Raw genomic sequence first — 12,554 nt, 5'->3', positions numbered from 1 at the left:
CATAGGTTTATTTCTTCTTGCCGAAGCCGGAGAGACCGGAGGGCAGGCCCATGCCGCCGCCGAGACCGGGCATGCCGCCGGGCAGTTTGCCGCCCATTTGTTTCGCTGCCGCTTCCAGTTGCTTGGGGTCCATGCCGGCCATGTCCGGCATACCGCCCTTGCCCATCATTGCCTGCATGGCTTTTTTCATCATGCCGCCTTTGCCCTTGCCGAGCTTTTTCATCATGTCGGCCATCTGGCGGTGCATCTTGAGCAGTTTATTGAGGTCGGAAACGTCCATCCCGGAGCCTGCGGCGATCCGTTTCTTGCGCGAGGCTTGCAGAATCTGCGGGTTGGCGCGTTCTTTCTTGGTCATCGACTGGATCATGGCGATCTGGCGTTTCAGAACCTTGTCGTCGAAGCCGGACTCTTCGATCTGTTTGGCCATTTTGCCCATGCCGGGCATCATGCCCATCATGCCTTCCATGCCGCCCATCTTGAGCATCTGTTCCAGCTGCATCTTCAGGTCGTTCATATTGAACTGACCCTTCGCCATGCGCTTCATCATCCGCTCGGCCTGTTCGGCTTCGAGCGTTTCCTGCGCTTTTTCCACGAGGCTGACGATATCGCCCATGCCCAGGATGCGGCCGGCGATGCGTTCAGGCTCGAAGGTTTCGAGCGCGTCCATCTTTTCGCCGAGGCCGACGAATTTGATTGGCTTGCCAGTGACCGCGCGCATGGAGAGTGCTGCGCCGCCGCGCCCATCGCCATCCATCCGGGTCAGCACGACGCCGGTGATGCCGATCCGTTCGTCGAAGTTTTCCGCCGTGTGCACAGCGTCCTGGCCGGTCAGGCCGTCGACCACCAGCAGGGTTTCGCGCGGATTGGCAACGTCGCGGATCGCTTCGACCTGTGCCATCAGCTCTTCGTCGATGGACAGGCGGCCCGCCGTATCGAGCATGTAGACGTCATACCCGCCAAGGCTGGCTTGTGTCTTGGCGCGTTTGGCGATGGCAACCGGGTCTTCGCCCTTGACGATCGGCAGGGTATCGACGCCGATCTGCATGCCGAGGATGGCGAGCTGTTCCATCGCCGCAGGGCGGTTCACATCGAGCGAGGCCATCAGGATCTTTTTGCCGTCGCGGTCCTTGAGCCGTTTCGCAAGCTTGGCAGTCGTTGTCGTCTTGCCGCCGCCTTGCAGGCCGACCATCAGGATCGGCGCGGGCGGCGCATCGACCTTGAGAGCGCCGGGCTCCCCTTCGCCGCGCAGCACGTCGATCAGCGCGTCATGCACGATCTTGACCACCTGCTGGCCGGGCGTCACCGATTTGGTGACAGCCTGACCCGTGGCCTGATCTTGCACGCGCTTGATGAAATCGCGGGCGACGGGCAGCGATACATCAGCTTCCAGCAGGGCCACGCGGACCTCGCGCAGCGCGGTTTTGACGTCATCCTCGCTCAGAGCGCCTTGCTTGGTCAGACGGTCGAAGACGCCAGACAGGCGTTCGGACAGATTTTCAAACATGTGCCGCGGCCTCCTGCGCCGGTTGACATTGATGCCCCGCACTTAAGCACGAAGCGGCGTGATCCCAAACGTCAAGCGCCCCCACGGGCGATACTCGCTGGTGGGGGGCGATCCCTGCGCAAGGCAAGGGACCGGAGAATATGGGAGTCTCCGGAACGGGGGCGAAATACGGCGCAAGGGGCGTCGAGTCAAGTCCGGGCTGATCAGGGGCATGTTGGCGTCACCGGCGGATCGCTGCGAAAAAGTCACGCTGTACCGGCGAAGTTACGAGCAAAACCACTCGTTCCGATTGACATATCCTAAAGGTATACGCATTACTCAGGACATGTCCTGCTATAGGAGAGAGACATGAAATACGCTCTTGCGACCGTTGCTGCGCTGGCACTTGCCGCTCCGGCATTTGCTGAAGAAGCAAAAACACCGGCTTCCAAGCCTGTCGTTTCGACTCAGGGTTCCGGCCTTCTGGCTGGCGGTCTGGGTGTTGGTGCCAGTGTTGGCCTCGTGGCTGCGCTCGCGCTGGTCACAGTCGCTGCTGCATCTTCGGACAGCTCCAGCGCAAGCGGCACCTGATCTTCAGGGCTTGCGCCGACAATTCAAAGCCGTCCGGGTGCAAATCCGGGCGGCTTTTTCGTTTTCGGGGGCGTCAAGCCGCCAGCGCGGCGATCTGGGCTTCCGCCTGTGCCAGTGACTTTTGCGGGGCCATTGCCATCTGATCGGCCTGTATCACGGTCACGTCGGTAATCCCCAGGAACCCGAGCACGTGGCGCATGTACCCGGTCGCGAAGTCAACGTTCGACCCGACCGGAGTTCCGCCTGTCGCAATGACAAGGATCGCGCGTTTGCCGGTCAAAAGCCCTTCTGGCCCCGCCTCGGAATAGCGAAACGTCACCCCGGCGCGCGCGACCAGATCAATCCACGCCTTGAGGCTGGCGGGAATGCCGAAATTATACATTGGGACACCAATCACGACAGTATCGGCGGCCTGTAACTCTGCGATCAGAGTATCGGACAGGGCAAGGACATCCGCCTGAAGTGCATCCCGTTCGTCGGCGCGGGTCAGGTTCGCGCCCACCCAAGCCTCGGTCAGTTGCGGCAAGGCGTCTGCGAGATCCCTGCGCAGGGCGGCGCCCCCAAGGCGGGTAACGACTTGTGCTGTCAGGCGGCGGGTTGTCGAATCGGCGCGGCGCGCTGAGCTGTCGATGTGAAGAAGGGTCATATCTGTCTCCGCTGGTGTGATACGGGCCAGATGGCCCCTTGCAAAATCGAACGCAATTCGGTCAGATCAACAATAAGTGTTGGAATTTGCACAGGGCTGGGATGGACAACTGGGACGAAATTCGCACCGCTTTTCAAGTGGCGCGTCTGGGCACGGTAAGCGGCGCCGCCGAGGTGCTGGGGGTCCACCATGCAACGGTGATCCGTCATATCGACGCGCTTGAGGGGCGGCTTGGCGTCAAGCTGTTCCAGCGTCATGCCCGTGGCTACACCGCGACCGAGGCCGGGCAGGATTTGCTGCGGGTCGCGCAAACCACGGATGAGCAGTTCTCGCAATTGGTGGGGCGGATCAAAGGCCAGGGGGAGGGTGTGTCCGGCGAATTGGTCGTGACCTCCCTTGTGTCCCTTGCGCCGATGGTCGCCCCGATCCTGCAAAGCTTCCAGGCCCTATATCCCGATGTGGTGATCCGCTATCTGACGGGGGAGCGTGTGTTCCGGCTGGAATATGGCGAAGCGCATGTGGCGATCCGCGCGGGCAATGCGCCCGAGCAGCCCGACAATGTGGTGCAGCCGTTTTTCCGTCAGCGGGTGGGGATGTTTGCCGCGCGAAAGTACATCGACACATATGGAATGCCGAAGGGCGAAGACGATCTGCCGAACCACCGCTTCGTCGCGCATGATCGCAAGGATAGTCGCGCGCCCTATAACACGTGGCTACGTTCCAAAGTGCCTGAAGAGGCGATCAAGTTCCGATCGGGCGATCCCTGGGCAATGGAACTGGCGGTGCGCGCGGGATCCGGTATTGGCTTCTTGCCCATCGTCTTGGGCCGCGAGAATCCCGACTTGGTCGAGATCATTCCCAGCCGTGAGGATTGGTCCGGCCCGCTCTGGCTTGTCACTCATGTCGATCTGCACCGGACCACCAAGGTGCAGGCGTTCCTGACACATCTGAAGACCGAGGCAAAAAGCTGGGACATCTAAGCCCGTCCGCGCAGGGCCATGTGGCGATGCTGCTTTTCTCGGCGCTTGTTGCCGGATCATTTTCCCTTGGCACCATGGCCGCCAATGAAATCGCCCCGGCCGCGATAAATGCGGCGCGGTTCTGGATCGCGACCGGGGTGATCGGCGTGGCGGTCTGGATGACCGGCGGGATGACGCGCGCCGCCTTGCAGGCACCTTGGCGTTATGTCGTGCTTGGCGCGCTGTTCGCGAGCTATTTCGTCCTGATGTTCGAAGGGCTCAAGACAGCGCCCGCGATCAGCGCTGCCGCCGTTTTTACCCTGACGCCGATCATGTCGGGCGTTTTTGGCTGGTTGCTGCTTCGGCAGATCACAACACCGCGTATGGCGCTGGCCCTTGCTGTCGGCGCGGCGGGGGCGCTTTGGGTGATCTTCCGCGCTGACCTTACGGCGCTGATGGCGCTTGAGGTTGGGCGGGGCGAGGTCATCTATTTCGTCGGGTGCGTCGCGCATGCGATCTATACGCCGATGGTGCGCAAGCTGAACCGGGGCGAGACCGCAGTTGTCTTTACCTTCGGGATGCTGTTCGCGGGCGGGGTCGTGCTGACGATATATGGCTGGAACGATATTCGCGCGACGCAATGGTCAAACCTGCCTGCCATCGTCTGGATCACCCTGATCTATATCGCCGTCTTCGCAAGTTCGGCGACGTTCGTGCTGTTGCAGTTCGCCACGCTGCGCCTGCCCGCGGCAAAGGTCATGGCCTATACCTACCTGACGCCAAGCTGGGTCATCGGATGGGAATTCGCGCTGGGCCGTGGCGCACCACCGGCGCTCGTATTCGCCGGGATCGGCTTGACGATCCTCGCGCTGATCCTGCTGCTGCGCGACGAGTAACAACCTCTGATTTAGTTAGAATGCGGGGGAAAATTCACCCGGCTTTCCCAGAGTTTTGTTCATCATTTGATGTCATAACAGCAACAGGACGTGGGTCAGGTAGTAAGTTACGAGTTGATGGGTTCCCATGTCCGCCTTTGGAAGGTGGTTACGTTTCTGAGTACGGCGCTTCGGACAATTCCTGCTGAAGGAATCGTTCGAATGCGTCGAGGTTTACCGGCTCGAATTGGCCGAACCCCTGCATCCAGACCGATGCGTTCTTCAAAGCGTCCGGTTGCAGCTTGCACCACTTCACGCGCCCGCGCCGTTCCTGGCTGATCAGGCCCGCGCGTGTCAGTACCGTCAAATGCTTGGAAATCGCGGCGAGGGACATCTCGAACGGCTCCGCCACGTCGGTGACCGCCATGTCGTCTTCCAACAACATGGTCAGGATCGTCCGGCGTGTGGGATCGGCCAGCGCGGCGAAAACTGTATCAAGATCGGCATCCATGACTATCTGTGTGCCGCAACGGTGCAGCAATCGTCAACCAATCGGTTGAATATGCGAAATGCACGGTTTCGGTCCCATTCCTGCGCCGCACGCCGTTTCGCGCAAGGCGAGCGTGAATATTTTCCACATAAATTGCAAATACTTGAACGGTTTTCGCGTCGACATCTCAACGCATTGACTCCGATGCCCGCGCGCCTTAGCACACGGCTAACTTCACGCGTGGGGAAATTCTGTGTCCGACAAAGACCGGATGGCTGAACTTCACTCTCGGATTGAGGCACTCAAAGCCGCAACATCCGATGAGAAACCGCATGTGGAAGAGCACTATTCGTCGGCGCAATTGGGCTGGCGCATGGTGACAGAGATGGTGGCCGGTCTTGGGATCGGTTTCGGCATGGGGTACGGGCTGGATCGCCTGTTCGGAACGCTTCCGATTTTCCTCGTGCTCTTTACATTGCTGGGTCTTGCGGCGGGGGTGAAAGTCATGCTGTCCACCGCGCAGGAATTCCAGAAGACGAACGTAGGCGGGGGAGACCCCGGCAAGGCAGAGGGGCCGGAGAATGGCGGATAACGGATACGAGGGTGCGCACGGCGCAGAAGGTGGCGGGCTGGAATTCCACCCGATGGACCAATTCATCGTCAAGCCGCTGTTTGGTGGTGACGCGATCCATTGGTACACGCCGACCAACGTGACCTTGTGGCTCTTTGTGGCGATCCTCGCCGTGACGGCGCTGATGGTGCTGGCGACCTCCAAACGCGCCGTTGTTCCGGGCCGTGGCCAGTCGATTGCCGAAATGGCCTATGGCTTTGTCTACAAGATGGTCGAAGACGTGACCGGCAAAGACGGTATCGTTTACTTCCCGTACATCATGACGCTGTTCATGTTCATTCTGGCCGCCAACTTCCTTGGCCTGCTGCCAATGGCCTTCACCACGACGTCGCATATCGCTGTGACGGCAGTTATGGGCTTTGGCGTGTTCTTCGCGGTCACGATCCTTGGCTTCGTCAAGAACGGCGCCTCGTTCCTGAGCCTTTTCTGGGTCGAAGCCGCGCCGCTGCCGCTGCGCCCGATCCTGGCGCTGATCGAACTGATTTCCTATTTCGTGCGTCCGGTCAGCCACTCCATCCGTCTTGCTGGCAACATGATGGCCGGTCACGCGGTTCTGAAAGTTTTCGCGGGCTTCGCACAAGTTGCCGCAATCGCACCGATCGCAATCCTTGGGGTTGTGGCGATCTATGGTCTGGAACTGCTGGTGGCCTTCATTCAGGCCTACGTGTTCACGATCCTGACCTGCGTCTATCTCAAGGACGCATTGCACCCGCATCACTGACGAAGGTGCGCTGAAGCGCACCCTACGACATCAACCCAATTCCATCGTAAGGAGAAAAGACATGGAAGGTGATATCGCACAACTCGGCCAATTCGTTGGCGCAGGCCTGGCAGCAATCGGTTCCGGCGCAGCCGCAATCGGTGTGGGCCACGTTGCAGGTAACTTCCTGGCGGGCGCTCTGCGCAACCCGTCGGCGGCCGCTGGCCAAACCGCGACGCTGTTCATCGGCATCGCGTTCGCAGAAGCTCTGGGCATCTTCGCATTCCTGGTTGCGCTTCTGCTGATGTTCGCGGTCTAAGACCCTAGCGGACTTTCCTTACGGCCGGGCGGCATTGCGCTGCCCGGCGTCGGGGCCTAGGTGGCCTCGATCACGTTAACGGACCTGATCCGAGAAAGAGGTTCCGACATGGCAACAGATACCCATGGGGCCGCAGAGAGCGCAGCGGGCATGCCGCAGCTCGAATTCGGTACCTTCCCGAACCAGATCTTCTGGCTGGTTCTCGCACTGATCGCGATTTACTTCATCCTGTCGCGCATCGCCCTGCCGCGCATTGCGGCCATTTTGGCGGAGCGTCAGGGAACGATCACCAACGCCATCGCGAATGCCGAAGACCTGAAGGCCAAGGCAGCCGAGGCCGAGGAATCATATAACAAGGCTCTGGCCGATGCCCGTGCGGAGGCTCAGGCCATCGCGGCGGAAGCACGCGCCCAGATCCAGGCCGATCTCGACGTTGCAATCGCGAAAGCGGATGCAGAGATCGCAGCCAAATCAGCGGAATCCGAAAAAGCGATTTCGGCGATCCGCGCCAGCGCCGTTGAAAGCGTCCGCGAAGTGTCGGTGGAAACCGCGCAGGATATCGTCGGCGCGTTCGGTGGCAAAACCGACGCGAAAGCGATTGCCAGTGCAGTCGCCGACCGGATGAAAGGGTGATTCAGATGATGCAACGCATGACATTCGCCCTGCTCGCAGCCCTGATGGCGCAACCCGCCGCTGCGGCATCCGGCCCGTTCTTTTCGCTGGCGAACACGGACTTCATCGTCCTGATCTCGTTCATCCTGTTCCTGGCTGTTCTGTTCTATTTCGGCGTGCCGAAAATGATCGGCGGTATGCTGGACAAGCGGGCGGAAGGTATCTCGGCAGAGATCGAAGAGGCGAAAGCCCTTCAGGAAGAAGCCAAGACGCTGCTGGCCGAGTATGAGCGCAAGCAACAAGACGTCAAAGTGCAGGCGGAGCGCATCGTCGCCCACGCCAAGGAAGAAGCGCAACTGGCCGCCGATCAGGCGAAAGCCGATCTTGAGAAATCCATCGCGCGCCGTCTGGCCGCTGCGGAAGACCAGATCGCGTCAGCTGAGGCTTCTGCCGTCAAGGAAGTGCGCGACCAAGCGATTTCTGTTGCGATTGCTGCCGCGCGCGACGTGATCGCCAAGCAAATGACCGCCACCGATGGCAACAAGCTGATCGATGCGGCTATTGCAGAAGTCGACACCAAGCTGCACTAACGGTTCGTCCAATTTGGACGTCATGAGCCCCGGCCTTTCCCAAGGTCGGGGTTTTTCTTTTTGTTGGGCAAGCGCAGAACGCAGCGGGGCAGATGGCGGGTGATCAAGTAAGACTGCCCAACCCCAGCCGACGCAGCGCATGGACATCGCGTCTGTCGTGATCGGCACCGGTGGCGTTCGCGCCCGAAAGCAAGCAAAGCCTGGTTCAGCGTTCGTGATCCAGCCTCAGCCGCGCGATGTCTTCGTTCCGGGCGGCGCGGCGCTGATCCTCAAGACATTGCCGAACGTAGTCCAGATGCGCTTCGACCGCCGCCCGCGCCGCCGCGGGGTCACGGGCTTGCAGCGCCGCGTTGATGGCTTTGTGCTGCGCGAACAATTCATCCCGCGTGACCGCGCGATCAAACATCGCCTGACGGTTGTAGAATACGCCCTCGCGCAGCAATTCATACATGGACCGCATCATGTGAAGCATGACGACGTTATGGCTGGCTTCGATGATGGCCATGTGGAAATGCGCGTCCAGCCGGGCATCGTCCGCCGCATCGGCTTGGCCCTGCTTGTCTTCCATCTTGTCGAGTATCCGCTGCACCACGGCCAGATCGGTATCCGACGCAAGCCGCGCCGCTCGTTCCGCCGCCAGCCCCTCCATATCGCGGCGAAAAGCGAGGTAGTCGAAGACCGCCGCATCATGCCGGGACATCAGATCGCGCAAAGCAGGCGAAAAGGCCGATCCCAGAACATCCGCGACATAGACCCCCGCACCGGGCCGCGCCGATAGCAGGCCGGCGGTCTGCAACTCTGCGATGGCGTCGCGCAAGGACGGGCGCGAGACGCCAAGGCGGTCCGCCAACTCACGCTCGGCTGGCAAACGCTCTCCTGGGCGGAGGATTCCACGCAGAATCAACTCTTCGATCTGGCGCACGACGGCGGTGGATAGCTTTTCGGATTGAACGGGTTTGAACGGCATGGTCCTCTCCGGGGCGGAATTGGTAAAATCATATGACCAGCGGCGACGGCACGCAATGGACTGCGCATAAGGCCATAGGTTTTCCCAGAAGCGTTACAGGCGATTTTCCGCAGGAAACCGCAATATCTTGTGGATAAGCGGAGCTGAGCCGCAGTTTGTGGGGGTATCGGCTTGACGAAAGCGCCCTGCGATTGCCACCATGACCGGATAGGAAAGGAATCGTACCCTTGCGCTTTACCAAGTTACGTCTGACCGGTTTCAAAAGCTTCGTCGATCCGACGGACCTGATCATCCATGATGGTCTGACGGGCGTGGTGGGACCAAACGGGTGCGGTAAATCCAACCTGCTTGAAGCGCTGCGCTGGGTCATGGGTGAGAACCGCCCAAAGGCCATGCGTGGCGGCGGGATGGAGGACGTGATCTTTGCCGGTGCGTCCTCGCGCCCGGCGCGCAACTTCGCCGAAGTTTGCCTGCATATCGACAATACCGACCGTCTGGCCCCTGCAGGGTTCAACGATAACGACCAGATCGAAATCGTGCGGCGGATCACGCGCGACGTCGGATCGGCTTACAAGACGAACGGCAAGGATGTCCGTGCGCGGGATGTGCAGATGTTGTTTGCGGACGCCTCGACTGGCGCGCATTCGCCCGCGCTGGTGCGGCAGGGCCAGATTTCAGAGCTGATCAACGCCAAACCCAAGGCCCGCCGCCGTGTTCTGGAAGATGCGGCCGGGATTGGCGGCCTGTATCAACGCCGCCACGAGGCGGAATTGAAGCTGAACGGGACCGAGACGAACCTGGCGCGGGTCGACGACGTGCTGGAACAACTCGCCTCGCAATTGCAGCAACTCGCCCGGCAAGCGCGGCAAGCGGCGCGGTATCGCGAGATCGGCGCCGAATTGCGCAAGTTCGAAGGCATGTTGCTCTATCGTCGCTGGCGCGAGGCTGATGATGCCCGCAGCAAGGCCGAAGAAGAGCTCCGCCACCGTGTGACAGAAGCGGCGCAGGCCGAGACGCAGGTGCGGCAGTCGGTCAAGGCACGCGAAGCGGCGGAACAGGCGCTGCCCCCTCTGCGGGACGAGCAGGCGATTGCTGCGGCACTGGTACAGCGCTTGTCGGTGGAGCGTGATACGCTGACAGAACGCGAAGCGCGGGCGGCTGAAACCATCGAAACGCTGGAAAAGCGTATCGCGCAGTTGGCTCATGATATCGAACGGGAAGCCGGGTTGAACCGCGACGCGGGCGAAACGATCGAGCGGTTGGAATGGGAAGCGACGGAGATCGCCAAAGCCTCCGAAGGGTTCGAAGATGAACTGACGCTGGCAACCCAGGCTGCCAAGGAAGCCGCGCAGGTCTTGCAGGCGCGCGAGTCGGACCTTGCCCAGCAGACCGAGGATGTGGCCCGGCTTGCCGCGCGGCACCAATCGGCGCAACGGCTGGTCGAGGACAGCCGCACGACCCAGAACAAGGCAGAGGCCGAAGCCACCAAGGCGCGCGATGCGATGGCGGGCGCGAAGGCCGCTTTGGAGAAATCGGCACAGGATTTCGAAGCGGCCAAGACCGCCGAGGCCGAAGCGATCGCGATGAGCACCCGGTCCGAGGAAGCGTTGCGCGCGGCAGAAGAAGCGCGGGCAGAGGCGCAGTCGCGCGAAGCCGATGCGCGGGCGGAACGCTCGGAAGCGGTGGGCGAACGCAATGCACTTCGCGCAGAGGCCGGGGCGCTGGCCAAGCTGGTGGCGCGTGACACGGCCGAAGGCGGCCAGATCATGGACGCGCTGACCGTGAAGCCCGGCTATGAAAAAGCGCTGGGTGCGGCGCTGGCCGATGATCTGCGCGCCCCGCAGGTGACGGCGGATGGCCCCTCTGGCTGGGCCGCATTGCCCGATTACAGTGTGATCCAACCCATGCCTGCCGGTGTGCAGCCACTGAGCCTGTTCGTCGATGTGCCCGACGCGCTGCGCCGCCGGATCGATCAGATCGGTGTCGTCGAGCCGGACGATGCGGCGAAGTTGCAGGCGGATTTGAAGCCGGGTCAGCGGCTGGTGTCGATCGAAGGAGATTTGTGGCGCTGGGACGGGTTCCGCGCCTGGGCAGAAGACGCGCCCTCTGCCGCAGCGTTGCGGCTGCAACAGTTGAACCGACTTGAAGAATTGAAGCAGTCGCTGGCCCGTGCCGAGGCGCGCGCCGATGGGGCAGAGCAGGCGCATGAGGCGCTGAAGCAGCGGCTTGATGATCTATCCCGTGCCGATTCCGAGGCGCGCGAAGCCCGGAAGCAGGCGGACCGGATGCTGGCTGATGCCTCTCGTGCGCTAAGCCGCGCAGAGGCCGATCGCAACCTTGCTCAGGGGAAGCTGGAAAGCCTTGGTCTTGCGGTGCGCCGCCACGAGGACGAGGCGATGTCCGCCCGCAAGCAGGTGGCCGAAGCCACCGCGTCGCTGGAGGCGCTGGACGATCTGGAAACCGCTCGTGCAGGCACGGAAGACCTGCGCATGACGGTTGAAGCGTCGCGGATCACGATGATGTCGCGCCGGTCCGCACAAGACGAACTGCGCCGCACGGGCGAGGCACGCACAAAGCGGGCGCAGGAAATCACGCGCGAAGTCAGCGGTTGGAAGCACCGGCTTGAGACCGCTGAAAAGCGCCGCGGCGAATTGCTGGAGCGTAAGGAAAGCTCCGAAGCGGAATTGGCCACGGCGCAGGCCGCGCCGGAGGAGATCGCGGCGCAGCGCGAAACACTGATGCAGGAACTTGCCAAGGCCGAAAGCCGCAAGGCAAAGGCTGCCGATGCGCTGTCCACCGGCGAAGGGGATCTGCGTAAGGCGCAAGAGGTAGAGCGTGACGCAGAGCGTGCCGCATCCGAAGCGCGCGAGGCCCGCGCCCGCGCCGAGGCGCGTGTCGAAGCCGCACGGGAAACCACGCAGGCTGCGGCAGAGCGCATCGCCGAGGATCAACAACTGACGCCGAACCAGCTCTTGACGCAGCTGGACATGAACCCCGACGAGATGCCGAGTGCGGAAGCGCTGGAAACCGATGTGAACCGGTTCAAGCGGCAACGCGATTCCCTGGGGTCGGTCAACCTGCGGGCCGAGGAAGATTCGCGCGAAGTACAGGCAGAGCATGACACGCTCCAGAACGAGAAAGCCGATCTGGAAGAGGCGATCCGCACCCTGCGCAGCGGCATTGCCAGCCTGAACAAGGAAGGGCGCGAGCGTCTTTTGACCGCGTTCGAGCAGGTGAACAGCAACTTCACCATGTTGTTCCGCCACCTCTTTGGCGGCGGCGAGGCGAACCTTGTGATGGTCGAAAGCGACGATCCGCTGGAAGCCGGGCTTGAGATCATGTGCCAGCCGCCGGGCAAGAAACTGTCGACCCTGTCGCTACTGTCGGGCGGGGAGCAAACACTGACGGCGCTGGCGCTGATTTTCGGCGTGTTCCTTGCCAACCCCGCGCCGATCTGCGTGCTCGACGAGGTCGACGCGCCGCTGGATGACGCGAATGTGGGCCGTTTCTGCGATATGCTGGACGAAATGTGCCGCCAGACCGACACACGCTTTTTGATCATCACGCACCACGCTGTGACGATGTCGCGGATGGACCGGCTCTTTGGTGTGACCATGGGTGAACAGGGCGTGAGCCAGCTTGTCAGCGTCGACCTGAAAAAGGCCGAGGCGATGGTCGCCTGATCCGGGGC

The 12,554-nt window shown here is 61.7% G+C and carries 13 protein-coding genes; 9 read left to right on the top strand and 4 right to left on the bottom strand.

Going from position 1 to position 12,554, the window contains the following annotated elements; all coding sequences use genetic code 11:
- Nucleotides 1–7: 7 nt before the first annotated feature.
- Entirely contained in the window at nt 8–1,504 is a 1,497-nt protein-coding gene (gene ffh, locus E4Z66_RS14740) for a signal recognition particle protein (protein WP_136463819.1), read from the bottom strand.
- A gap of 348 nt (nt 1,505–1,852) precedes the next feature.
- On the opposite strand from ffh, the gene E4Z66_RS14735 reads away from it, so the two are divergent.
- On the top strand, nt 1,853–2,074 hold the full coding sequence (locus E4Z66_RS14735; RefSeq protein WP_136463818.1) for a hypothetical protein: 222 nt from the start codon (nt 1,853–1,855) through the stop codon (nt 2,072–2,074).
- A gap of 73 nt (nt 2,075–2,147) precedes the next feature.
- Here E4Z66_RS14735 and E4Z66_RS14730 read toward each other — a convergent pair whose 3' ends face one another.
- Complete coding sequence (locus E4Z66_RS14730) at nt 2,148–2,720, bottom strand: FMN-dependent NADH-azoreductase (RefSeq protein ID WP_136463817.1); 573 nt, start codon at nt 2,718–2,720, stop codon at nt 2,148–2,150.
- Nucleotides 2,721–2,821: 101 nt separating this feature from the next.
- On the opposite strand from E4Z66_RS14730, the gene E4Z66_RS14725 reads away from it, so the two are divergent.
- On the top strand, nt 2,822–3,700 hold the full coding sequence (locus E4Z66_RS14725) for a LysR family transcriptional regulator (RefSeq protein WP_136463816.1): 879 nt from the start codon (nt 2,822–2,824) through the stop codon (nt 3,698–3,700).
- 26 nt (nt 3,701–3,726) lie between these two features.
- Entirely contained in the window at nt 3,727–4,575 is an 849-nt protein-coding gene (locus E4Z66_RS14720) for a DMT family transporter (protein ID WP_136463815.1), read from the top strand.
- Nucleotides 4,576–4,723: 148 nt separating this feature from the next.
- On the opposite strand, the gene E4Z66_RS14715 is transcribed toward E4Z66_RS14720, so the two are convergent.
- On the bottom strand, nt 4,724–5,065 hold the full coding sequence (locus E4Z66_RS14715) for an ArsR/SmtB family transcription factor (RefSeq protein WP_136463814.1): 342 nt from the start codon (nt 5,063–5,065) through the stop codon (nt 4,724–4,726).
- Nucleotides 5,066–5,315: 250 nt separating this feature from the next.
- Between E4Z66_RS14715 and E4Z66_RS14710 the strand changes: the two genes are divergently transcribed.
- From E4Z66_RS14710 to E4Z66_RS14690, 5 genes are all read left to right on the top strand, one after another.
- Entirely contained in the window at nt 5,316–5,636 is a 321-nt protein-coding gene (locus tag E4Z66_RS14710; RefSeq protein WP_211097176.1) for an AtpZ/AtpI family protein, read from the top strand.
- Entirely contained in the window at nt 5,626–6,396 is a 771-nt protein-coding gene (locus tag E4Z66_RS14705) for a F0F1 ATP synthase subunit A (RefSeq protein WP_136463812.1), read from the top strand. Before E4Z66_RS14710 ends, E4Z66_RS14705 begins: the two co-directional genes overlap by 11 nt.
- A gap of 61 nt (nt 6,397–6,457) precedes the next feature.
- Complete coding sequence (locus tag E4Z66_RS14700; protein ID WP_136463811.1) at nt 6,458–6,694, top strand: F0F1 ATP synthase subunit C; 237 nt, start codon at nt 6,458–6,460, stop codon at nt 6,692–6,694.
- 108 nt (nt 6,695–6,802) lie between these two features.
- Complete coding sequence (locus tag E4Z66_RS14695) at nt 6,803–7,327, top strand: F0F1 ATP synthase subunit B' (protein WP_136464172.1); 525 nt, start codon at nt 6,803–6,805, stop codon at nt 7,325–7,327.
- 8 nt (nt 7,328–7,335) lie between these two features.
- The gene (locus E4Z66_RS14690; protein WP_136464171.1) at nt 7,336–7,896 is read left to right on the top strand and encodes a F0F1 ATP synthase subunit B; all 561 of its coding nucleotides are present in this window, start codon (nt 7,336–7,338) and stop codon (nt 7,894–7,896) included.
- Between the two features lie 205 nt (nt 7,897–8,101).
- On the opposite strand, the gene E4Z66_RS14685 is transcribed toward E4Z66_RS14690, so the two are convergent.
- A complete protein-coding gene (locus E4Z66_RS14685; RefSeq protein WP_136463810.1) occupies nt 8,102–8,863 on the bottom strand; it encodes a FadR/GntR family transcriptional regulator in 762 nt (253 codons plus the stop codon).
- Between the two features lie 227 nt (nt 8,864–9,090).
- Here E4Z66_RS14685 and smc point away from each other — a divergent pair, with 227 nt between their 5' ends.
- Nucleotides 9,091–12,546: a chromosome segregation protein SMC gene (gene smc, locus E4Z66_RS14680; protein ID WP_136463809.1), complete on the top strand. Its 3,456-nt coding sequence runs from the start codon at nt 9,091–9,093 to the stop codon at nt 12,544–12,546.
- Nucleotides 12,547–12,554: the final 8 nt, after the last annotated feature.

Source organism: Aliishimia ponticola, assembly GCF_004803475.1.
Classification (GTDB): Bacteria; Pseudomonadota; Alphaproteobacteria; order Rhodobacterales; family Rhodobacteraceae; genus Aliishimia; species Aliishimia ponticola.
The sequence above is the reverse complement of the archived record's forward strand: the minus strand, read 5'-3'. Positions and strand labels throughout refer to the sequence as shown.